We start from the raw sequence: 21,681 nt of genomic DNA, 5'->3' as shown, positions 1-21,681 counted from the left end.
GTTCAGGCCGCCGCCAGCGCGGCAGGCTCGCTGGTGTAGCTGCGCACCAGGCGCAGCAGCTCTTCTTCCGAGTAGGGCTTGCCGAGGTAGTGGTTCACGCCCAGCGTGCGCGCGTAGTCGCGGTGCTTCTCGGCGATGCGCGAGGTGATCATGATGATCGGCAGGCCGGCCATCGAATCGTCCGCGCGAATGTTGCGCGCCAGGTCGAAGCCGTCCATGCGCGGCATCTCGATGTCCGACAGCACCACGGCCGGACGCTCCTGCTGCAGGCGTTCGAGCGCCTGCAGGCCGTCGGCTGCGAGCGACACGCGATAGCCTTCGCGCTGCAGCAGGCGCTGCGTCACGCGGCGCACGGTGATGGAGTCGTCGACCACCAGCACCAGCGGCACCTGCGGTGCCGCGGGGGCCAGCATCGGCAACGGCTCCTGCGGCACACCATGGTCGGCGCCGCCGGCATGCGCGGGCGCGGCCAGCGCGGCGGCCTGGCGCTCGCGCGCCTGGTCGCCATGCACCGCGGCCACCGCCACCGGGTTGTAGATGAGCGCCACCGCGCCCGAAGCCAGCACCGAGATGCCCGCCAGGCCCGGCAGCCGGGCCAGCTGCGGCCCGAGGTTCTTGACCACGACTTCCTGGTTGCCCAGCACTTCGTCCACGTGCAGGCCCACCCGCTGCGCCGCGCTTCGCACGATCACGACGGTGTTGTTCCTGCTCGTGGGATGCTCGCTGCGCGCGGAGGCCTGCAGCAATGCGCCGGCCCAGTAGAAAGGCACCTGCTCGCTGCCGAACGGATGGCTGTTGTGCAGGTAGGCGGCCTCGAGCTCGGCGCTGCTCACGCGCTGCACCAGCTCGACCAGATTGGACGGCACGCCGATCGACACCTCGCCGGCGCGCAGCATCACCACGTGCGTCACCGCGGTGGTGAGCGGCAGCACCAGTTTGAAGGTGGTGCCCTGGCCTGCCGTGCTGCGCGTTTCGATGCGGCCGCCGAGCGCCGCAATCTGCGCGCGCACCACGTCCATGCCGATGCCGCGGCCGGCCAGCTCGGACACCTGTCCGGCGGTCGAGAAGCCGGGCTTGAAGATCAGCTCGGTGGCTTCCTCTGGCGAGAGTTCCTGGCCGGGCGCGAGCAGGCCGAGCGTACGGGCGCGCTCGGCGATACGGCCGTGGTCGAGGCCGGCGCCGTCGTCGCGGAAGCTCACCGAGACGTCGTTGCCCTCCTGATGCAGGTCGATCACGATCAGGCCGTTGGCGTCCTTGCCGGCCTTTTCGCGCGCGGCCGGTTCCTCGATGCCGTGCGCCACGCAGTTGCGCAGCAGGTGCTCGAAGGCGGGCGTCATGCGGTCGAGCACGCCGCGGTCCATTTCGATGGAGCCGCCGACGATGTCCAGGCGCACCTGCTTGCCGGTGTCCTTGGAGGCCTGGCGCACCACGCGGTAGAGGCGGTCGGAGATGCCCTCGAACTCCACCATGCGCGTGCGCAGCAGGCCGCGCTGCAGTTCGCGCGTCTGGCGCGCCTGCACGCTGAGGTCGTCTTCCGTGGCCTGCACCGTCTTTTGCAGCGTGCGCTGCACGGTGGCCACGTCGTTCACCGACTCGGCCATCATGCGCGTGAGTTCCTGCACGCGGGTGAAGCGGTCGAACTCCAGCGGGTCGAAGCTCTGCTGCGAATCCTTGGCCTGGGCCAGGCGCGACTGCATCTGGCTTTCGGCCTGTACCTCGATATCGCGCAGCTGCTGGCGCAGGCGGTCCAGGTTGCCAGTGAGGTCGGAGAGCGAACCGCGCAGCTGGCCGAGCTCGGCCTCCAGGCGCGAACGCGTGATGATGACCTCGCCGGTCTGCGCCACCAGGCGGTCGAGCAGCTGGGTGCGGATGCGCACGGCCTGGCTCGACACCGCACGCAGCGGCGCAAGCAGCGCATGGGCCGGACGCTGCAGCAGCGATGGCACGGCGGCGGCTTCCGCGGCCGGGCTGGCGTTCTGGTCACCGGCAACCGGTGTCTCGTCGTTGGCGGACACGCCCGTTTCGGCGGGAACCTGCACCAACTGCACGCCTGGCGAAGTCACCGAAGCCGTCGCCACCAGCTGGGCCACTTCGGCCTGGGTGGCATCGTCCGCGGCGCGCAGGGCGTCGAAGGTGGCCTGCAGCGCATCGAGGCGCGTGAGCAGCTTCTCGATTTCGGCCCGGTCGGCGCCGCCCTGGGTACCCAGCACTTCGATCTCGGACTCCATGCGGTGCGCGCGCTCGCCAAGGCGCATGGCGCCGGCCAGCCGGGCGCTGCCCTTGAGCGTGTGCAGCGTGCGCAGCACCGAGGCGCGCGGCGCGCTGTCGTCGGGGTGGTGCGCCCACTGGCGCAGCGCCTGGCCCAACTGGGGCAGCAACTCCGCCGCTTCTTCCTCGAAGATGGGGAACAGGTCGACGTCGACCGCGTCGACCATGTCGATCGCGTCTTCGGAATCGTCCAGCGCCACGTCGGCCACGTTGCCCTGCGCCACCAGATGCTGGAGCGGGCGGGTCTCGACGCGCGCGGCCGCCTCGGCCGGCATCGGCGCGGCAGCAATGTCGCGCAGCGCCTGGAGCGTTCCCTCGGACGGCTCGCGCAGGAAGCCGACGGCAAACTGGTGCAGCAGGCGGCGCAGCTCGTCGGCCGCGGCCACCAACACCACGCCCTGTTCGCGCGAGCCGCTGCCCTGCATCTGCAGATGCTGCAGCGCAGCTTCGAGCAGGCGGGCCATGCCCGAAAGGCTGTGGAAGCCGACCGTGGCCGAACTGCCGGCCAGCGAATGCGCGAGGGCAACGGTCGAGTCGGACAGCCGCTCGTGCGATTCGAGCGCCCACTCGCCCACTTCGGTGGCGAGCTGCCTGGACCACTCGTCGGCCTCGTTGAGGTAGACGTTGTAGAGCGCAATGCCGATGCGCAGCGGTCCGATGACCTTGACCTGGTCTTCGGCACCGGAGGCGGCGGCTGCCTCGGCGGTTTCCTCGGCTTCGGGCAGCGGGGCGTTTTCTTCGGCGGCGACGGGCGCAGTTTCCGCAACCTGGGCCGGTACTTCGTCGGCGGCGGCAACCGCGGCTTCTTCGGGCTCCTGCAGCAGGGCCGGCGCGGCCACGGGCTCTTCGGCGGGCACCACCGCTGCCGCGGGCGCTTCCGCCGGCACCGGTGCGGGCTCCTCGGCAAGCGTCACGGGCTCGTCTGCCTTCGCCGGCACGATCTCGGTCGCCCAGTCGAGGTCGGGCAGACCGTCCAGGGCCGGTGATTCGGGCGCATCGGCGACCGGTGCCGGTTCGACGGCGGGTTCCGCCGTGAAGCGGGCGATCGACTGGACCGGCGCCTCCACTTTCGCGGGCGCAAGAAAATCGAAGTCGGCGCTGTGGTCGAAGGCCTCGAGCGCTTCGGCCTCCGGCAGCGGCCTGGATTCGAAGTCGAGGAAATCGGTGGAGGCGAAGTCGTCGTCGGCTTCGGGCTTTGCAGCGGCCGGCGGCGTTTGCGGCGGCAGCTCGAATTGCGCAGCGGGTGCCGTTTCCACCGGCGCTGCGGGGGAAAGCGACAGGTCGGGCAGCTCCGGGAGCTCCAGCAGTTGCGCGGGTTCCGGCGGCGGTGCGGGAGCGGCCGGCGGCAGCTCCGCGGCAATGTGGCGCGCGGCCACGGCCAGCGCGTCGGCATCGGCGACCCACGTCGGGGCGGTGGGCACGGGTTCGCCCGCCAGCAAGGCATTGGCCACGCGGCTGAAATGCGCCGACTGCCAACCGTGCTGGGCACCGGACGCAATGGCCTCGACCCACTGGCTGAACTCCTCGAGCGCCTTGCGGGTGCCGGTGAGCAGGTCGGGCGTGGCGTCGCGCTGGTCGGCCAGCCAGGTGTTGAGCACCTGTTCGAAGGACCAGGCGGCGTCGCCGAAGTCGGTCAGGCCGACCATGCGCGAGCTGCCCTTGAGCGTGTGGAATGCGCGCCGCAGGATGGTGAGTTCCTCGGTGTCGTCGGGATGGCTGCCCAGCTCGTCGATGGCAGCCAGGCCGTTCTGCACCACCTCGCGGGCTTCGTCGAGGAAGATGTTCTGCAGGTCGTCTTCTTCGAGCTCGGTCACCTCGGTATCGGGCAGGGCCGCGGGACCGGCGATCTTGTGGGTCCAGCTGTCGGCCTTGCTGCTGAATTCCTCGATGGGCGAGACCTTCGCCTTGCGGTTGGGCGTGGCGAGCGCGGCGAGCTTGGAGGCGATCTGGGCATCGACCTCCTCGATGCTGAGCACCGCTTCGGCGGCTGCGGGCGCAGCGCTGGGGGTCGCTGCCTCCGCGGCTCCATCGGCGGCCTGGCGGCCCATCAGCGGCTTGAGTTCGCCGGCATCGGCATCGAACACGAACAGGCGCTTGGCGAGCGCCGGCTGGTAGCCCAGCATGTCGATCAGGAAGCCCAGCGCGCCCAGGTTGTTGCCGAGCGCATCGAAGCTGTGCATCTCCTCGACCGGCGATGCATTGCCCACCAGCATCTGCTCGACATCGTCGCGCATGCGCTGGACGGTGCTGGCGGCCTGGTCGAGCCCCAGCACCGAGAACACGCCGCGCATCTGCAGCAGCTGGCTCGGCACGGTGCGCAGCAGGGCCTTCTCGGCGGGTCGGCGGAAATACTGGTCGAGCGATTTCTCGAGCTCGCTCAGGTGGCTGCGCAGTTCGTCGACCACGGTGCCCATGGTCTGGCGGTCGCTCACGCGCCGGTACAGGTCCTCCATCCAGGGCTCGAGCGGCTCCGAATGCCCACCTTCGCGCACACGCTCGATGCGGCCGGCCAGCTGCAGGGTGCGAGAGGTGAGCTGCGGATCGCTCGGGTCCAGGTCTTCGAGCGCGGCTTCCAGGTAGAGCACCGAGGTGGCGACTTCCATCGCCAGCTCGGTATCGGGCGGCTGGCTGGAGCGCACCGAGGCCTCGACCGCATGGGTGAGCGCCTCCACCATCGGCGAGATGGGCGGATGGAGCTTCTGCAGCGATTCGCCCAGCTGCGCGAAGGTGTCGGCCACCTGGCGCGTGCGGGTGATGTCCCCGCCCGAGAGCGCCGACCACATTTCCTTGGCCGTTTCGATGCGCTTGCGCGCCTGCGCCAGCACCAGCGGGTCGTAGCGGCCGAACTGCTCGACCGTGTAGTCGACCTGGCGCTCGCCGGCCACGCCCCAGGCGGTGCGGACGGTGCGCAGGGTGGCGGCTTCGTCCTGCGCGCCGGGCACGGCCTGGGCGCAGAAGAACAGCAGGTCCTGGCCCAGGCGGTCGGACACCGCGCTGTCGCCGCGCGCCAGGGTGGCGTACTGCAGCAGCACGCGGGAAGCGGCGCGCTTCACGTACGAATCGGCGGGAATCAGCCCGAGCGCCAGGGCCTCGAAGAAGCCTGCGGCCAGCGTCCAGAAGCTGGCAACGCGGGGCAGCAGCGCACCGCGCCCGAGCCCCAGGCACAGCGCATGCAGCCGCCGCGCGGCCTGCGGGTCGCCGGTCTTGACCAGCTGCAGCACCTCGCGGTCGAGCCGCGAACGCACGGCCGGGTCATAGGACACCGCGGCCTGGGTCAGCGCAGGCCGCACCTCGACCCAGCGCCAGGCCGTGCTCCACAGGTCCGCCGGATGAACGCGCTCGTTGCCGACCAGTTCGAGCACGTCGCGGTATTGCGGGAACAGCGCCACCGACGACACGGCCTTGCCTGCCAGGAGCGCGTTGAGGAAATCGGTGACGGCAAAGCCGGCACGCTCGATCTTCTGGACCGCGCTGTCGGTGCAGCGCTGCGGCTCGGCGATGAAGCCCTGTACCGCGAACTCGATGGCGCCGAGCACCAGCGCGGGCGCGTTGTTGCCCACCATCTGCAGCGCGCCCACGGATTGGTGCAACTGCTGGCGGGCCATCTGCAGCGGGCCGCTTTCGAGCTCCGAGGCATTGCCCACATCGCGCACGAAGCGCCGCAGCGACTTGCCGACGCTGTCGAGGGATTTCTGGATTTCGCCCAGAACCCAGGCCAGCGGCCCAAGGTCTTCGGTGGCCGGCACGTTGCCAGCGAGGGGGGCCGTGGCAGGGGTTTGAGTCGACACGTTGGATGCTCGCCGTTCTTTATCTGTCAGTTTTCCGAAGCGACACGAAGTGCGCGAAGACTGGGGAGAGCTTCATCAGGCGATCTTGAATCGGGCCACCGAGCGGCGCAGTTCCTCGGCCATCTGCGACAGCTCGCGCACCTGCTGGGCGGTGTTGCGGGTACCTTCTCCGGTCTGCTCGGTCACGGCAAAGATGTGCTGGATGTTGGCGGCCACCACGTTGGCCGAATCGGCCTCGCGGGAGGCGGACTGCGAAATCTGCTCGATGAGGTCTGCAAGCCGGCGCGACACGCGGTCGATCTCGGACAGTGCGGTACCGGCATTGTCGGACAGCTTGGCTCCTTCGACCACACCCTGCGTGGAGCGCTCCATGGCGCCCACCGCATCCTGCGTGTCGGTCTGAATGGCCTTCACCAGCGCCGAGATCTGGCGCGTGGCGTCCGCGGAGCGTTCAGCCAGGCGCTGCACTTCTTCGGCCACCACCGAGAAGCCGCGGCCGGCTTCACCGGCCGATGCGGCCTGGATGGCGGCGTTCAGCGCCAGCACGTTCGTCTGCTCGGTAATGTCCGAGATCAGTTCGGTGATTTCGCCGATCTCCTGCGACGACTCGCCCAGTCGCTTGATGCGCTTGGAGGTTTCCTGGATCTGGTCGCGGATGGAGTTCATGCCGCCGATGGCGTTCTGCACAGCCTGCAGGCCCGAGGACGCGGCCTGCAGCGACTGGCGCGCCACCGTGGCGGACTCCTGCGCCTGCGAGGACACGCCGTTGATCCGCTCGGCCATGGTCACCACCGACTGGCCGGTTTCGCGAATCTCGCGCAGCTGCTCGGTCGAGGCGGCGAGCAGCTCGGTCGAGGTGCTTTCCACCTGCGAGGTGGTCTGCGCCACGCGGGTGGCCGTGTTCTGCACGTTGCCCACCAGCAGGCGCAGTTCTTCCACCGTGTAGTTCACCGAGTCGGCGATGGCGCCGGTGATGTCCTCGGTCACGGTGGCTTCCTGCGTCAGGTCGCCTTCGGCCACCGTCTGCAGTTCGTTCATCAGCCGAAGAATGGCGGCCTGGTTGGCGTTGTTGATGCGGCCGGCTTCTTCGCTGGCCTGCTCGGCCGCGAGACGCTCGCGTTCGGCAACGACAGCACGTTCGCGGCCTTCGCGCACCTGCACGAAACCGATGGCGCCGGCCAGCGCCAGGGCGGCCAGCGAGAGCACGAACAGCATCACGATCGTTCCGGCGCCCAGGCCGGTGCGCGCGGACAGCTTGTCCTGCAGTTCGCCGAGCGATTTGCGCAGCGGTTCGCTGTCGGTCAGGATGGAAGCTTGCGCTTCGCGCGCGGCCACCAGGCCCTGCAGGTTGCCCAGAATGGCGGAGGCCTGCGTGCGCATCTGCTCGTAGGTCTTGAGAATGGCTTCGAGCTGCTGGCGGGTCTGCGGGTCTTTCGAGCCGGGGAAGCGCTGCTGCGCATTGCCGTCGAGCAGGCCGCGCGTGGTTTCCTGGAAGGTGTTCAGGTCCTTGCCGAGCAGGAACACGGCGTCGGGGTTCACGCCCTCGACCGTGAAGAATTCATTGGTCGACTTGCCGATGCGCTGGGTCAGCATCACGAGCTGGCCAGCCGCCGAAATTTCAGGCAGCGTGGCGTTCTGCTGCATCTTCAGCGAAGCGACGGTTTCCGTCATTTCGAGCAGCGAGGACGACTGCTGGTTGATGTCGCGCAGGGCGGCACCCACCTGGGTCAGGATCTGGCGCTGGGCCAGCACGACCTTGGCGCTGGCATCGGCACGGACAACCAGGGGGTTGATCTTGGCCATGTCCTCGTCGTACTGGTTGCCCACGCGCTCCAGGCGCAGGGCGTCGTCGCCATTGGTCAGGCCCTGCACGCGGCGCGTGAGGTCGTCGGCGCTGTCCTTCACTTCGACGAATGCGGGGGCGCTGCCCACGAGGGCCTGGGAGATCGACTTTGCGAGCCGCTGCGACTGCATCAGCGACTGGCCGGTGGCGGCCACCTGCTGCGCAAGGCGCTCGGCGCGAAGAATGGCGGAGCCGGCCACCAGGAGCAGCAGCAGCACCACCACCGCCAGCATGATGGCCAGGATGCGCTGCTGGCGCGCCGGGTTCGAACCCGTTCTGCCGCCCGCGGCCTGGGCGCTTTCGGGCGATGCCGCTTCGTTGGCCGCCTCACTGCCGCCGAGCAACTCCTCGGCAAAGCCGGCGGGCAGCGGCGCGGCCGGCGCGCCGTCCTTGCGGGCTAGCCGAACGGTCTTTTCCTCCAGGGCCTGAACCGTGTCGACGTCGTCGAGCGATATGGAACCGGAGCCGTCGACGCGGGCCTTGTCGTTGCCGCTGTTCGCGGGCAGTAATTTCTTGAACTTGTCGGCGATCGAGCTCACGGTCGGTCCTTCAGGTGGTTGTCTTTGGGCTGTGCGGAAGCACTAGGCGCCAATACTCAAAAACTCGGGTTGCTGCGAAAGCGCCTGCAGGTTGACTTCCTGCCAGCGCTCGCCCGCCGCATCGGTGTACAGATGCCCCAGCCAGGCGGGTGCTTGCGCATCCGGCGGCTCCGAAGCCGTGAAGGCCTCGGTGCCGCGCAATCCCGCCAGCCTGTCGACCAGCAGTGCGCAGTTCACTTCGAGCAGCTCGTTGAGGGCAACGAGCCGCGATTGCATGCGGGCCGCCTCGGTGGCGGCCGTGTTGTCCGGCGCGCCCGAGGCGAATGCCGACAGGTGCACCACGCCATAGAGGCCGCCGCGCAGGTTGGCCACGCCCAGGAACCAGGGCTGCGTGTAGGGCACGGGCTGGGGCGGCGTCCACGGGAAGATTTCTCCCGCGTGGCCGAGTGGGAACAGGTACTTGCCCTCGCCCGCCTCGACCGCGAGCCACGAGGCGGAGACGCCGGTCGTGCGCGCGGCCTGCAGGCGGCTCGCAAGCCGGGACTGGAAGGCTCGGAGAGCGTCGCGATTGGCCATGGACTCGGCAGGCGCCTGCTCAGGCCAGCGCGCTGATCTTGGACATCAGCTCGGCCGCGTTGACCGGCTTCACGATGTAGTCGCGGGCGCCCTGGCGCATGCCCCAGACGCGATCGGTTTCCTGGTTCTTGCTGGTGCACAGGATGATCGGAATGGCGGCGTACTGCGGATCGCGGGCAATGGCGCGCGTCAGCTGGAAGCCGTTCTGGCCCGGCATGACGACGTCCATGAGGATCAGGTCGGGCTGGTCCTCTTCGAGGCGGCGCATGGCGTCTTCGGCGTTTTCGGCGGTCTTGACCGCAAAGCCGTTCTTCTGGAGCAGGTCCGAGAGGAACACCAGTTCCGTCTTGGAGTCGTCGACGACGAGGATTTTTCGAATGGGCATTTACTGCACTTCCTGTTGAAGGGTGCCAAACTGCTGCACGGCCTGCAGCAGCTGGTCTTTGGTGAAAGGTTTGGTCAGGTAGTCTTGCGACCCGACCATGCGGCCGCGAGCCTTGTCAAAGACGCCGTCCTTGGAAGAGAGCATCACGACCGGAACATTGGAGAAATGAGCGTTGCGCTTGATGATGGCGCAGGTCTGGTAGCCGTCCAGCCGCGGCATCAGGATGTCGCAGAAAATCAGATGCGGCTTGTGGTCGTTAACCTTGGAGAGCGCGTCGAAGCCGTCTTCCGCGAGAAGAACCTCGTGCCCGCCCTGCTTCAGAAATATTTCGGCACTGCGCCGGATCGTATTGCTGTCGTCGATGACAAGCACCTTGTAACCTGATCCATTCGGCCCCATTGCACATGCTCCTGCTGAGATGAGACTTGGATGCCCGCCGCGCCGTACATCGGCGCAAATCGCGTAGCCCTATGCCATGCTTTTAGATTTCAACCATTTCGAAGTCTTCCTTGCGCGCACCGCACTCAGGACAGGTCCAGTTCATCGGCACATCGGCCCAGGCCGTGCCTGCCGCGATGCCGTCTTCCGGTACACCAACCGCTTCGTCATAGATCCACCCACAAATCAGGCACATCCAAGTTTTCGTATTCATCGGAGCTTAAAGTCCTTGTTCATTAAATGCAACGAGTGTATCTATGCGTATCTCACTGGCGGACGGTAAACGTCGCGCCTATGCCACCATCCAGGGGATTTCGCCCGGCGTATGACCATCTACTTACATCCAGCAGACCACGCCCGCAAACCGGGCAATCTTAACGACCCCCCGCCGGACGCCGAAGAGGTGGCCGAGCGCGACCTGAATCCGCCCTGCGTGCTGGTCTTCAACGCCAGCGATCCGAGCGGCGCCGGCGGCCTGGGCGCCGACGCCCTGGCCATGGCCTCGGTCGGCGCGCACATGCTGCCGGTGGTGACGGGCGCCTACGCCCGCGACACGGCCGAGATCTTCGACCATTTCGCCTTCGAGGAAGAGGCCATCGCCGAGCAGGCGCGCTCCATCCTCGAGGACGTGGAGGTCCAACTCATCAAGGTGGGCTTCGTCGGAACCCCCGAGGCCCTGAGCACCATCGCCGAGACCGCCTCCGACTACCCCGAGGTACCGCTGGTGGCCTACATGCCCAACCTTTCGTGGTGGGACGAAAACCTCATCGAGGGCTATCTCGACGCCTTCCGCGAGCTGCTGCTGCCCCAGGCCACAGTGTTGGTTGGAAACCACAGTACGCTGTGGCGCTGGCTGCTGCCCGACTGGAGCGGCGAGCGCCCGCCCGGCGCGCGCGACATCGCCAAGGCCGCGGGCGAATTCGGCGTGCCCTACACGCTGGTGACCGGCATGGTGTTGCCCGACCAGTTCATCGACAACGTGCTGGCCTCGCCGCAATCGGTGCTCGCCAGCGAGAAATACGAGCGGCTCGAAGCCGTCTTCGCCGGCGCGGGCGACACGCTGTCGGCCGCGCTGGCCGCCCTGCTCGCGAGCGGCACCGACCTGGTGGCCGCCACCACCGAGGCCCTGGCCTACATGGACCGCTGCCTCGATGCGGGTTTCCGGCCCGGCATGGGCCACGTGCTGCCGGACCGCCTGTTCTGGGCCGAACCGGAAGACGACGAGGACGACGATGAAGACCCCGACGCGCCGCAAGACTTTGCCCTGCCCCCTCACGACACCCGACACTGATGCCAAACGCTGACCAAAACGATATTCTTTTCGAGCGCGCCCGCGCCGTCATTCCCGGCGGCGTCAATTCGCCGGTGCGCGCCTTCAAGGCCGTGGGCGGCACGCCGCGCTTCATCCGCCGGGCCGAGGGTGCCTATTTCTGGGACGCCAACGACAAGCGCTACATCGACTACATCGGCTCCTGGGGCCCGATGATCCTGGGCCACGGCCATCCGGCCGTTGTCGAGGCGGTGCAGAAGGCCGTGCTCGAGGGCTTCTCCTACGGCGCGCCGACCGAGCGCGAGATCGAGCTGGCCGAAGCCATCCTCGCGCTGGTGCCGTCGATGGAGATGGTGCGGCTCGTGAGCTCGGGCACCGAGGCCGCCATGAGCGCGCTGCGCCTGGCGCGCGGCGCCACCGGCCGCAAGCACATCATCAAGTTCGAGGGCTGCTACCACGGCCACGCCGACGCGCTGCTGGTGAAGGCCGGCTCCGGCCTCGCCACCTTCGGCCACCCCACCTCGGCCGGCGTGCCGCCCGAGGTCACGCAGCACACGCTGGTGCTCGAATACAACAACATCGCGCAGCTCGAGGAAGCCTTCGCGCTGCATGGCAACGACATCGCCTGCCTGATGATCGAGGCGATTGCCGGCAACATGAACTTCGTGCGCGCCACGCCCGCCTTCGCCGCCCGCTGCCGCGAGCTGTGCACGCAGCACGGCGCGCTGCTGGTGTTCGACGAGGTGATGACTGGTTTTCGCGTCGGCCTGCACGGCGCGCAGGGCGTGCTGGGCATCACGCCCGATCTCACGGTGCTCGGCAAGGTCATCGGCGGCGGCATGCCGCTGGCGGCCTTCGGCGGCCCGCGCGCCATCATGGAGCAGCTCGCGCCGCTCGGCCCGGTCTACCAGGCCGGCACGCTGTCGGGCAACCCGGTGGCCACGGCCTGCGGCCTCGCCACGCTGAAGGAAATTGCGCGCCCCGGCTTCTACGAGGCGCTGGGCAAAAAGACGCGCTCGCTGGTCGACGGCCTCAAGGCCGCCGCCGCGGCCGAAGGACTGCCCTTCAACGCCGACAGCGAAGGCGGCATGTTCGGCTTTTTCCTGATGGACGAGCTGCCGCAGAACTACGCCACCGTGATGACCACCGACAACGCGAAGTTCAACGCACTGTTCCACGGCCTGCTGGACCGCGGCGTGTACATCGCACCGGCGCTCTACGAGGCCGGCTTCGTGAGCGCTGCCCATGGCGACGACGACATTGCCGCCACCATCGAAGCGGCGCGGCAGGTTTTCAGGACGCTGCGCCCGCTCTGATCTGTCTGCTGCGGGGCGCCGAAAGGCGCCCCGGCCCAAGGGCGCTGGCTCAGTGCCGGAAGTGGCGCACGCCCGAAAGCACCATGACCACGCCGCGCTCGTCGGCGGCGTCGATCACTTCCTGGTCACGCATCGAACCGCCCGGCTGGATGACGCTGCTCGCGCCGGCATCGACCACCACGTCGAGCCCGTCGCGGAACGGGAAGAAGGCGTCGCTCGCCACTGCCGTGCCTTTCAGCGAGAGGCCCGCATGCTCGGCCTTGATGCTGGCGATGCGCGCCGAATCGAGGCGGCTCATCTGGCCCGCGCCCACGCCCATGGTCATGCCGCCGGCGCAGAACACGATGGCGTTGCTCTTCACGTACTTGGCGACCTTCCATGCGAACAGCAGGTCCTGCAGCTGCTCGGGCGTGGGCTGCTTCTTCGTGACCACCTTGAGGTCGCCCGCCGCGAGCTCGTGGTTGTCGGCGGTCTGCATCAACAGGCCCGAGCCGACGCGCTTGACGTCCATCGCGTTGCGGCCGTTGTCCCAGTCGGTCTTGCCGCCCGGCGGCAGTGCGATCTCGAGCACGCGCACGTTCTGCTTGACCTTGGTGGCCTGGAACACCGCGAGCGCCTCGGGCGTGTAGCCCGGCGCCATCAGCACTTCGACGAACTGCTTGGCAATGGCCTGCGCGGTCTCGCCATCGACCGGGCGGTTGAAGGCGATGATGCCGCCGAAGGCCGAGGTCGGGTCGGTCTTGAAGGCCTTGCCGTAGGCTTCGGCCGCATCCTTGCCGACGGCCACGCCGCAGGGGTTGGCGTGCTTCACGATCACGCAGGCGGGCACGTCGAAGCTCTTCACGCATTCCCATGCGGCGTCGGCATCGGCGATGTTGTTGTAGCTGAGCTCCTTGCCCTGCAGTTGCCTGGCCGACACGAGCGAGCCGGGCGCCGGATGCAGGTCGCGGTAGAACGCGGCCTGCTGGTGCGGGTTCTCACCATAGCGCAGGTCCTGCACCTTCACGAAGCGGCCGTTGCTCTGCGCCGGGAACAGCGAGCGCGTGGGCGAAGGCTGGCCGATGCTGGCGTCGAAGTCGATGGCCGAGAGATAGTCGCTGATGGCGCCGTCGTAGTCGGCGATGCGGTTGAACGCGGCCACCGAGAACGCGAACTTGGTCTTGTCGCTGAGCTTGCCGCCGGCCTGGAGCTCGGCCAGCGCCACGGCGTACTGCGAGGCGTCGGTCAGTACGCCCACGTCCTTCCAGTTCTTGGCCGCGCTGCGCACCATGGCCGGGCCGCCGATGTCGATGTTCTCGATCGCGTCTTCGAGCGTGCAGCCGGCCTTGGCCACCGTGGCTTCGAAGGGATAGAGATTGACCACCAGCAGGTCGATGGTGTCGATGCCGTGTTCCTTGATGGCCGCCACGTGCGCGGGCAGGTCGCGCCGCGCGAGCAGGCCGCCGTGGATCTTGGGATGCAGCGTCTTCACGCGGCCGTCGAGCATTTCGGGAAAGCCGGTGTGGTCGGCCACTTCGGTCACGGGCAGGCCAGCATCGGCCAGCAGCTTGGCGGTGCCGCCCGTGGACAGCAGCTTGATGCCTAGCGCATGCAGCGCCTGCGCGAATTCGAGGATGCCGGTTTTGTCGGAGACGGAGATGAGTGCGGTCTGGGCCATGGAATATGCCGTGGAGTTATTTATTTCAAAAGTTTGTGTTCAACCAGCTTCTTGCGAAGCGTGTTGCGATTCAGGCCCAACCATTGCGCGGCCTTCGACTGGTTGCCCTCGGCGCGCGTCATCACGACGTCGAGCAGGGGCTTCTCGACCACACGCACGAGCATCTCGTACATGCCGTCGGGTTCGGTGCCGCGCAGATCACGAAAGTAGCTGTCCAGACTGGTGCGCACGCAGTCCTCGATGTGTTTCTTGCTCATGCTTTTTCTTCTCTTCCTCTCAATCGGCGGCGCAGGCCGCCTCCTCTTCACCGGACAGCTCTTCGGCCGCCTGGTGCACGGGCATGCGGTCCATGCGGTCCGCCAACCCGTCGAAATAATCGCCGACCGCGCGCAGCTGCGCAGCGGAGTCTTCGATGGTGTTCATCCGCGCGCGGAAGGCTTCGCCGTCCGGCAGCGTGCGCACATACCAGCCGATGTGCTTGCGCGCGGTGCGCACGCCGCTGAACTCGCCGTAGAGCGCGTAGTGCTGCACCAGGTGGTCGAGCAGCAGGCGGCGCACCTCGGCGACCAGCGGCGGTGCAAGGTGCGTGCCCGTGGCCAGGAAATGGGAGATCTCGCGGAAGATCCAGGGCCGCCCCTGCGCGGCGCGGCCGATCATCACCGCGTCGGCGCCGGTGGCCGCGAGCACCTCGCGCGCCTTCTCGGGCGAGCGGATGTCGCCGTTGGCCACCACCGGCACGCGCACCGCGGCCTTCACGGCGGCAATGGTGTCGTACTCGGCGCTACCCTTGTAGCCTTGCTCGCGGGTGCGCCCGTGCACGGTGAGCATCTGCACGCCGGCCGATTCGAAATCGCGCGCGAGCTTCACCGCGTTGCGGTGCTCTTCGCTCCAGCCGGTGCGCATCTTGAGCGTGACCGGCACGTTGAACGGCTCTGCCGCATCGACCACGGCCTGCACGATTTCAAGTGCCAGCGGCTCGTCGCGCATCAGCGCCGAACCGGCCCACTTGTTGCAGACCTTCTTGGCCGGGCAGCCCATGTTGATGTCGATGATCTGCGCGCCGCGCTCGATGTTGTAGACCGCGGCTTCGGCCATCATGGCCGCATCGGTGCCGGCGATCTGCACGGCGATGGGACCGGGCTCGCCGTCGTGGTTGGCGCGGCGCGAGGTTTTGAGCGTGTTCCAGAGTTCCTTGCGCGAGGTGACCATCTCGCTGACCGCGTAGCCTGCGCCGAGTTCGCGGCACAGCATGCGGAACGGCCGGTCTGTCACGCCAGCCATGGGCGCAACGAACAGGCGGTTTTCCAGCGTGTGGGTGCCGATCTGCAAGGTCATGAAGGAGGAAGCGTCGCGAGTTCGGCTGCTGAAAAATGAGGCACGATTGTAGCCACGCGCGATTCCGGCCGCTGAAACGATTTGCGCGCGCGGTACCGCGGGGACGCCCGCCATGCACGGCGCCTTCTCCGACCTGCCGCAGAAGGCCCGCTGCCTATACTGCGTCGACTCATTTCACCTTATGCAAGCCTGGCTCGACGCACTCCTGGCGCTACTCGCGCTCCCGCAATACGGACTCTCCACGCTGTTCATCGCGGCGTTCGTCTCGGCCACGCTGCTGCCGGTAGGCTCCGAGCCGATTCTTTTCGGCCTGCTCAAGCTCAATCCCGAAATGTTCTGGCCGGCCATCCTGGTGGCGACGGTGGGCAACACGCTGGGCGGTGCGGTCGACTGGTGGATGGGTTACGGCGCGCACAAGGTGGCGGACAAATACTCGCACTCGAAACATCATGTGCGGGTATTGGGCTGGCTGGAGCGGCTCGGGCCCAAGGCCTGCCTGCTGAGCTGGCTGCCGCTGGTGGGCGATCCGCTGTGCGCGGTGGCGGGCTGGCTCAAGCTGCCCTTCTGGCCATGCCTGGGCTACATGGCCATCGGGAAATTCCTGCGCTATGTCTGCATGACGGTCGCGCTGCTCTACGTGTTCCCGTCCTGAGCCGGCCGCTTCAGCTCAAGAGGCCGTAGGGCCGCCGCGTTCGAGCGCGCGCTGGTAGGCCGGGCGCGCATGGATGCGCTCCAGGTACGCCATGAGCCTGGGCCGCTTCGCGTCGAGGCCGCCGCGCGCCTGCGAGGCTTCGACCGGAAAACTCATCTGGATGTCGGCGCCCGTGAATTCGCTGCCGGCGAACCACTCGCTCTTGCCGAGCTCGGCTTCCATGAAATTCAGGTGGCTCTCGATGTTGGGCAGGACGATGGCCGCCTTGGCCTTGCCCGAAATCATTTTTGCAATCGGCTTCACGAAGAACGGCATCTTGCTGCTCTCGATCCTGTCGAACACCAGCTTGAGCAGCAGCGGCGACATCGCCGAGCCTTCCGCGAAGTGCAGCCAGTAGCGATAGCGCACAGCCTCGGGCGTGCCCGCCGCGGGCGCGAGCCGGCCGCTGCCATGGCGCTCGATCAGTGTTTCGATGACCGCTCCGGATTCGGCCAGCACCAGGCCGTCGTCCGTGGTCACCACCGGCGACTTGCCGAGCGGATGCACGGCCCGCAGCGAAGCGGGCGCCAACATGGTCTGCGGATCGCGCTGGTAGTGGACGATCTCGTAAGGCAGTGCCAGTTCTTCGAGCAGCCACAGCACGCGCTGCGAACGCGAATTGTTGAGGTGATGGACAGTGAGCATGCGGCGGCTTTACGAGCTGAACAGGAAGTTCATCACGTCGCCATCCTTGACCACGTATTCCTTGCCTTCCGCACGCATCTTTCCCGCGTCCTTCGCGCCCTGTTCGCCCTTGTAGGCGATGTAGTCCTCGAACGAAATGGTCTGGGCGCGGATGTAGCCCTTTTCGAAGTCGCCGTGGATCACGCCGGCGGCCTGGGGGCCGGTGTCGCCGATGTGGATGGTCCAGGCGCGCACTTCCTTCACGCCGGCGGTGAAATACGTCTGCAGGCCCAGCAGCTTGTAGGCCGCGCGGATCAGGCGGTTGAGGCCCGGCTCCTCCTGGCCGATTTCGGCGAGGAACATCTTCTTGTCCTCGTCGTCCATCTCGGCGAGTTCGGCTTCGATCTTGGCGCAGATGGCGACCACGGGCGCGCCCTGCCTGGCGGCATATTCGCGCAGGCGGTCGAGGTAGGGGTTGTTCTCGAAGCCGTCTTCGGCCACGTTGCCGACGAACATCGCGGGCTTGGCGGTGATGAGCGTGAACGACTTCACCAGCGGCTGTTCTTCCTTCGTGAATTCGAGCGCGCGCACCGGCGTGTTCTCGTTCAGCGCGGCCTGGCAGCGCTCGAGCAGGCCTACCAGCTTCTGCGCGTCCTTGTCGCCGGAGCGCGCCACCTTGGTGTGGCGGTGCAGCGCCTTCTCGACCGTGGCGAGGTCGGCCAGGCAGAGTTCGGTCTGGATCACCTCGATGTCGGAGATCGGATCGACCTTGCCGGCCACGTGGATCACGTTCTCGTCGTCAAAGCAGCGCACCACGTTCACGGTGGCGTCGGTTTCGCGGATGTGCGCGAGAAACTTGTTGCCCAGGCCCTCGCCCGTGCTGGCGCCGGCCACCAGGCCGGCAATGTCGACGAACTCGACGATGGCGGGCACCACGCGCTCGGGCTGGACGATCTCGCTGAGCTGGGCGAGCCGCGGATCGGGCACTTCCACCACGCCCACGTTGGGCTCGATGGTGCAGAACGGATAGTTTTCCGCCGCGATGCCGGCCTTGGTCAACGCATTGAAAAGAGTGGATTTACCGACGTTGGGCAGGCCGACGATGCCGCATTGCAAACTCATGGGGGGTCCTCTTGGGTAACCGGGGATTTTAGGCTGTCCAGGTTTTCCCTCGGCCGTGCGTACTTCAGGCCGCTTCACTCGCCCAGGAAGGCGCCGGGAAGAAATCAGGGTTAAACCGGATTAGCAAACGTTTGCGCAAACGTTTTCGTTGGTTAACATCGGTGCCCCGGCCACAGCCCGGCGCACCGCTCAACCACCTCAGGAGACATCACCCATGAAGTTCACCCGCCGCACGCTGCAAAGCGCAGCCGCCCTGGCGCTGCTGGGCACCCTCGCCGCCTCGCCCGCCGTTGCCCAGGACAAGCCCAAGGTCGCGCTGGTCATGAAGTCGCTGGCCAATGAATTCTTCCGCACGATGGAAGACGGCGCCAAGGCACACCAGAAGGCGCATGCCTCGCAGTACACGCTGGTGGCCAACGGCATCAAGGACGAGACCGACACGGCCGCCCAGATCAAGATGGTCGAGCAGATGATGGCGCAGAAGATCAACGCGCTGGTCATCGCGCCGGCCGATTCGAAGGCACTGGTGCCGGTGGTCAAGGCCGCCGTCGACCGGGGCATCCTGGTGGTCAACATCGACAACCAGTTCGACGCCGCCGCGCTGAAGGAAAAGGGCATCCAGGTGCCCTTCGTCGGTCCGGACAACCGCGCCGGCGCCAAGCTGGTGGGCGACGAGCTCGCCAAGAGCCTGAAGGCCGGCGACAAGGTCGGCATCATCGAAGGCGTCTCGACCACCTTCAATGCGCAGCAGCGCACCCTCGGCTATCAGGACGCCATGAAGGCCGCCGGCGCCACGGTGGTGGGCGTGCAGTCGGGCCAGTGGGAAATCGACAAGGGCAACACGGTGGCCGCCGGCATGATGCGCGAGCACCCCGACCTGAAGGCACTGCTCGCGGGCAACGACAGCATGGCGCTCGGCGCCGTGGCTGCCGTCAAGGCCGCGGGCAAGACCGGCAAGGTGCTGGTGGTGGGCTACGACAACATCGGCGCCATCAAGCCGATGCTGAAGGACGGCCGCGTGCTTGCCACCGCCGACCAGTTCGCGGCCAAGCAGGCGGTGTTCGGCATCGAGACCGCGCTCAAGGCGCTGGCCGAGAAGAAGCCGCAATCGGCCATGCCGGCAGAAGTGAAGACCGACGTGGTGCTGGTCACCAAGACATCGGCCCAGTAAGCCAGGAAGAAGAGGGCCGACGTTGAACGCACCTGCCGCCGCCATGAATGCCGGCCTTGCCGTCCCCGTGCTCTCGCTGAGCGCGCTCGGCAAGGACTATGCGGCGCCGGTGCTCGACGACGTCTCGCTGGTGCTGAACGCCGGCGAAGTGCTTGCGCTCACGGGCGAGAACGGCGCCGGCAAGAGCACGCTCTCGAAGATCGTCTGCGGCCTGGTGCAGCCCACGCGCGGGCAGATGCTGCTGGGCGGCGCCGCGTTCCAGCCTGCGTCGCGCCGCGACGCCGAGCGCCTGGGCGTGCGCATGGTCATGCAGGAACTGGGGCTGGTCACCACGCTGTCGGTGGCCGAGAACCTGCTGCTCGACCGGCTGCCCAACCAGACCGGCTGGATCCGCCGCGGCAGGCTGCACGAGATGGCCGCACGCCAACTCGCGAAGATCGGCATGGAGCACATCGACCCGGCCACGCCGGTGGCGCGGCTGGGCATCGGCCAGCAGCAGATGGTCGAGATTGCGCGCAACCTGCAGGACGACACGCGCGTGCTGGTGCTCGACGAGCCCACCGCCATGCTCACGCCGCGCGAGACCTCGCACCTGTTCGAGCAGATCGAACTGCTGAAGGCGCGCGGCGTGGCCATCGTCTACGTGTCGCACCGGCTCGAGGAACTGCAGCGCATTGCCGACCGCGTGGCGGTGCTGCGCGACGGCCGGCTGGTGGACGTGCGCGCCATGGCCGGCGTGCGCGAAGCCGAGCTGGTGCAGCGCATGGTGGGCCGCGCGGTGCACGAGCACGAAGGCCGCGACCGCCGCGTGGCGGGACCGGTGCTGCTGAGCGCGCGCGGCATCGGCCGGGCCGAGGCCGTGAAGGACGTCGACATCGACCTGCACGCGGGCGAAGTCATGGGCCTGGCGGGCCTGGTCGGCTCCGGCCGGACCGAACTGGTGCGCCTGCTGTTCGGCGCCGACCGCGCCGACCGCGGCGAAATTCTTCTCTACGACGGCATTGCCGCCACGCAGCCGGTGCTGCGCGTGCGCAAGGGCTGGCGCTCGCCGATGCAGGCCATCCGCGCCGGCATCGGCCTGGTGACCGAAGACCGCAAGTCGCAGGGACTGCTGCTCACGCAATCGATCCGTGTCAACGCCACGCTGAGCGACCTGGGCGCCATCTCGCATGCCGGCTGGATGCAGCGTGCCAAGGAGCGCGGCATTGCCAAGCGGCTGGTGGAGTTGCTGCGCATCCGCTCGCGCAGCATCGAGCAGCCGGTGGCCACCCTGAGCGGCGGCAACCAGCAGAAGGTGGTGTTCGCGCGCTGGCTGCACCGCGAATGCAAGGTGCTGCTGCTCGACGAGCCCACGCGCGGCGTGGACGTCGGCGCGCGCGCCGACCTGTACGCCGAGCTCGACCGCATGACCGACGCCGGCAAGGCGCTCTTGATGGTGTCGAGCGACCTGCGCGAACTCATGGCGATGTGCGACCGCATCGGCGTGATGAGCGCCGGCCGCCTGGTCGCGGTGTTCGAGCGCGGCCACTGGAGCGAGCAATCGCTGCTGGCCGCCGCCTTCAGCGATGCGGCAGGCCGCGCCGCCGCCTCGGCGCCCCCCGCGGCGGGCTCCGCCATTTCCGATTCGAATCCGGGCCAACCGGCCACCGCCGACACACCATGACCGCAGCCGCTGCTACCTCCGCCCCGCCCTCCGCCTTGAAGGGCCAGCTGGGCACCTACGTGGGCCTGACCGTCGTGCTCGTGGGCATGGTCGCGCTCTTCGGCACGCTGAGCGAATATTTCCTCACGCGCGAAACCTTCATCTCCATTGCCAACGAGATTCCCGCGCTCGCGGTGATGGCGGTCGGCATGACCTTCGTGCTGATCATCGCGGGCATCGATCTGTCGGTGGGCTCGGTGCTTGCACTGAGCGCTGCCGTCACGGCCGCCGCCATCCTTCAGTGGAAGCTCTCGGTGCCGGTGGCCGCCGCGCTGGGCCTGGCCACCGGGCTGGTGTGCGGCAGCGTGACGGGCGCGGTGTCGGTCGCATGGCGGCTGCCGAGCTTCATCGTCTCGCTGGGCATGCTGGAGGCGGTGCGCGGCGGCGCCTACCTGGTGACCGATTCGCGCACGCAGTACGTGGGCGACGCCATCTCGGGCCTGGCCGCGCCGTGGATCGGCGGCATCTCCGCGGCCTTCGTGCTCGCGGTGGTGCTGGTGGCCGCCGGCCAGCTGGTGCTCACGCGCACGGTGTTCGGCCGCCACGTGGTGGGCATCGGCACCAACGAAGAAGCGATGCGGCTCGCGGGCATCGATCCGCGGCCGATCCGCATCATCGTGTTTGCCGCCACCGGCCTGCTTGCGGGGCTCGCGGGCCTCATGCAGTCGGCCCGGCTCGAAGCGGCCGACCCCAATGCCGGCGTCGGCATCGAGCTGCAGGTGATCGCGGCCGTGGTCATCGGCGGCACCAGCCTCATGGGCGGGCGCGGCTCGGTGGTCAACACCTTCTTCGGCGTGCTGATCATCGCGGTGCTCGAGGCCGGGCTTGCGCAGGTGGGCGCCAGCGAACCGAGCAAACGCATCATCACCGGCGCGGTCATCGTGGTTGCGGTGATCATCGACACCTTGCGCCAGCGCCGGGCCGACCGGCGCCTGGCCTGACGCTGCAAAAAAAGG

General features: G+C 67.9%; 17 protein-coding genes. 6 read left to right on the top strand and 11 right to left on the bottom strand.

Annotation, left to right across the window (positions count from 1 at the left end):
• Positions 1-2: 2 nt before the first annotated feature.
• The 6 genes from L1081_RS23890 to L1081_RS23865 all read right to left on the bottom strand — a co-directional run bounded on the left by L1081_RS23890 (position 3) and on the right by L1081_RS23865 (position 10,051).
• On the bottom strand, positions 3-6,056 hold the full coding sequence (locus tag L1081_RS23890) for an Hpt domain-containing protein (protein ID WP_489414361.1): 6,054 nt from the start codon (positions 6,054-6,056) through the stop codon (positions 3-5).
• Between the two features lie 75 nt (positions 6,057-6,131).
• Positions 6,132-8,438: a methyl-accepting chemotaxis protein gene (locus tag L1081_RS23885; protein ID WP_489414360.1), complete on the bottom strand. Its 2,307-nt coding sequence runs from the start codon at positions 8,436-8,438 to the stop codon at positions 6,132-6,134.
• 42 nt (positions 8,439-8,480) lie between these two features.
• Positions 8,481-9,014 (bottom strand): chemotaxis protein CheW, encoded by a 534-nt coding sequence (locus tag L1081_RS23880; protein ID WP_489414359.1) that lies wholly within the window; start codon positions 9,012-9,014, stop codon positions 8,481-8,483.
• Between the two features lie 19 nt (positions 9,015-9,033).
• Positions 9,034-9,399 carry a response regulator gene (locus L1081_RS23875; protein ID WP_015867389.1) on the bottom strand — a complete coding sequence of 122 codons (366 nt, stop codon included), beginning with the start codon at positions 9,397-9,399 and terminating at the stop codon, positions 9,034-9,036.
• Positions 9,400-9,798, bottom strand: a complete 399-nt coding sequence (locus L1081_RS23870) for a response regulator (protein WP_015867390.1) — start codon at positions 9,796-9,798, stop codon at positions 9,400-9,402. It lies immediately after the preceding gene.
• An 82-nt stretch (positions 9,799-9,880) separates the two neighbouring features.
• The gene (locus tag L1081_RS23865) at positions 9,881-10,051 is read right to left on the bottom strand and encodes a rubredoxin (RefSeq protein WP_007838397.1); all 171 of its coding nucleotides are present in this window, start codon (positions 10,049-10,051) and stop codon (positions 9,881-9,883) included.
• 111 nt (positions 10,052-10,162) lie between these two features.
• Between L1081_RS23865 and thiD the strand changes: the two genes are divergently transcribed.
• A complete protein-coding gene (gene thiD, locus L1081_RS23860) occupies positions 10,163-11,128 on the top strand; it encodes a bifunctional hydroxymethylpyrimidine kinase/phosphomethylpyrimidine kinase (RefSeq protein ID WP_489414358.1) in 966 nt (321 codons plus the stop codon).
• On the top strand, positions 11,128-12,423 hold the full coding sequence (gene hemL, locus L1081_RS23855; RefSeq protein ID WP_489414357.1) for a glutamate-1-semialdehyde 2,1-aminomutase: 1,296 nt from the start codon (positions 11,128-11,130) through the stop codon (positions 12,421-12,423). Before thiD ends, hemL begins: the two co-directional genes overlap by 1 nt.
• Before the next feature lie 49 nt (positions 12,424-12,472).
• Here hemL and purH read toward each other — a convergent pair whose 3' ends face one another.
• Genes purH through dusB form a run of 3 tightly spaced genes read right to left on the bottom strand, consistent with a single transcriptional unit; the run spans position 12,473 to position 15,415 of the window.
• The gene (purH, locus tag L1081_RS23850) at positions 12,473-14,080 is read right to left on the bottom strand and encodes a bifunctional phosphoribosylaminoimidazolecarboxamide formyltransferase/IMP cyclohydrolase (protein ID WP_489414356.1); all 1,608 of its coding nucleotides are present in this window, start codon (positions 14,078-14,080) and stop codon (positions 12,473-12,475) included.
• Between the two features lie 20 nt (positions 14,081-14,100).
• The gene (locus tag L1081_RS23845; protein ID WP_007838304.1) at positions 14,101-14,337 is read right to left on the bottom strand and encodes a Fis family transcriptional regulator; all 237 of its coding nucleotides are present in this window, start codon (positions 14,335-14,337) and stop codon (positions 14,101-14,103) included.
• A 19-nt stretch (positions 14,338-14,356) separates the two neighbouring features.
• A complete protein-coding gene (gene dusB / locus L1081_RS23840) occupies positions 14,357-15,415 on the bottom strand; it encodes a tRNA dihydrouridine synthase DusB (RefSeq protein WP_489414355.1) in 1,059 nt (352 codons plus the stop codon).
• Between the two features lie 181 nt (positions 15,416-15,596).
• On the opposite strand from dusB, the gene L1081_RS23835 reads away from it, so the two are divergent.
• Positions 15,597-16,067 carry a YqaA family protein gene (locus L1081_RS23835; RefSeq protein WP_021012495.1) on the top strand — a complete coding sequence of 157 codons (471 nt, stop codon included), beginning with the start codon at positions 15,597-15,599 and terminating at the stop codon, positions 16,065-16,067.
• A 15-nt stretch (positions 16,068-16,082) separates the two neighbouring features.
• Here L1081_RS23835 and L1081_RS23830 read toward each other — a convergent pair whose 3' ends face one another.
• Complete coding sequence (locus L1081_RS23830) at positions 16,083-16,751, bottom strand: glutathione S-transferase N-terminal domain-containing protein (protein ID WP_489414354.1); 669 nt, start codon at positions 16,749-16,751, stop codon at positions 16,083-16,085.
• Positions 16,752-16,760: 9 nt separating this feature from the next.
• Positions 16,761-17,852 carry a redox-regulated ATPase YchF gene (gene ychF / locus L1081_RS23825; RefSeq protein WP_489414353.1) on the bottom strand — a complete coding sequence of 364 codons (1,092 nt, stop codon included), beginning with the start codon at positions 17,850-17,852 and terminating at the stop codon, positions 16,761-16,763.
• Positions 17,853-18,066: 214 nt separating this feature from the next.
• On the opposite strand from ychF, the gene L1081_RS23820 reads away from it, so the two are divergent.
• From L1081_RS23820 to L1081_RS23810, 3 genes are read left to right on the top strand one after another with little or no spacing between them, the layout of a single operon-like run.
• Positions 18,067-19,023, top strand: coding sequence for a substrate-binding domain-containing protein (locus L1081_RS23820; RefSeq protein WP_489414352.1), 957 nt, complete (start codon positions 18,067-18,069; stop codon positions 19,021-19,023).
• A 43-nt stretch (positions 19,024-19,066) separates the two neighbouring features.
• Entirely contained in the window at positions 19,067-20,686 is a 1,620-nt protein-coding gene (locus L1081_RS23815) for an ATP-binding cassette domain-containing protein (RefSeq protein ID WP_489416832.1), read from the top strand.
• Positions 20,683-21,666 carry an ABC transporter permease gene (locus tag L1081_RS23810; protein WP_062367233.1) on the top strand — a complete coding sequence of 328 codons (984 nt, stop codon included), beginning with the start codon at positions 20,683-20,685 and terminating at the stop codon, positions 21,664-21,666. Before L1081_RS23815 ends, L1081_RS23810 begins: the two co-directional genes overlap by 4 nt.
• The last annotated feature ends 15 nt before the right edge of the window (positions 21,667-21,681 follow it).

Origin of the sequence: Variovorax sp. MSC1_012, from assembly GCF_023667525.1 — a bacterium.
In the GTDB taxonomy this organism is placed as follows: domain Bacteria; phylum Pseudomonadota; class Gammaproteobacteria; order Burkholderiales; family Burkholderiaceae_C; genus Variovorax; species Variovorax beijingensis_B.
This window is presented reverse-complemented; position numbering and strand designations above follow the sequence as displayed.

Bases quoted from the DNA above. Each gene is read 5' to 3' on its own strand.
- L1081_RS23880 (WP_489414359.1), bottom strand. From the start codon at position 9,014: ATGGCCAATCGCGACGCTCTCCGAGCCTTCCAGTCCCGGCTTGCGAGC.
- L1081_RS23875 (WP_015867389.1), bottom strand. From the start codon at position 9,399: ATGCCCATTCGAAAAATCCTCGTCGTCGACGACTCCAAGACGGAACTG.
- L1081_RS23870 (WP_015867390.1), bottom strand. From the start codon at position 9,798: ATGGGGCCGAATGGATCAGGTTACAAGGTGCTTGTCATCGACGACAGC.
- L1081_RS23865 (WP_007838397.1), bottom strand. From the start codon at position 10,051: ATGAATACGAAAACTTGGATGTGCCTGATTTGTGGGTGGATCTATGAC.
- thiD (WP_489414358.1), top strand. From the start codon at position 10,163: ATGACCATCTACTTACATCCAGCAGACCACGCCCGCAAACCGGGCAAT.
- hemL (WP_489414357.1), top strand. From the start codon at position 11,128: ATGCCAAACGCTGACCAAAACGATATTCTTTTCGAGCGCGCCCGCGCC.
- purH (WP_489414356.1), bottom strand. From the start codon at position 14,080: ATGGCCCAGACCGCACTCATCTCCGTCTCCGACAAAACCGGCATCCTC.
- L1081_RS23845 (WP_007838304.1), bottom strand. From the start codon at position 14,337: ATGAGCAAGAAACACATCGAGGACTGCGTGCGCACCAGTCTGGACAGC.
- dusB (WP_489414355.1), bottom strand. From the start codon at position 15,415: ATGACCTTGCAGATCGGCACCCACACGCTGGAAAACCGCCTGTTCGTT.
- L1081_RS23835 (WP_021012495.1), top strand. From the start codon at position 15,597: ATGCAAGCCTGGCTCGACGCACTCCTGGCGCTACTCGCGCTCCCGCAA.
- L1081_RS23830 (WP_489414354.1), bottom strand. From the start codon at position 16,751: ATGCTCACTGTCCATCACCTCAACAATTCGCGTTCGCAGCGCGTGCTG.
- ychF (WP_489414353.1), bottom strand. From the start codon at position 17,852: ATGAGTTTGCAATGCGGCATCGTCGGCCTGCCCAACGTCGGTAAATCC.
- L1081_RS23820 (WP_489414352.1), top strand. From the start codon at position 18,067: ATGAAGTTCACCCGCCGCACGCTGCAAAGCGCAGCCGCCCTGGCGCTG.
- L1081_RS23815 (WP_489416832.1), top strand. From the start codon at position 19,067: ATGAATGCCGGCCTTGCCGTCCCCGTGCTCTCGCTGAGCGCGCTCGGC.
- L1081_RS23810 (WP_062367233.1), top strand. From the start codon at position 20,683: ATGACCGCAGCCGCTGCTACCTCCGCCCCGCCCTCCGCCTTGAAGGGC.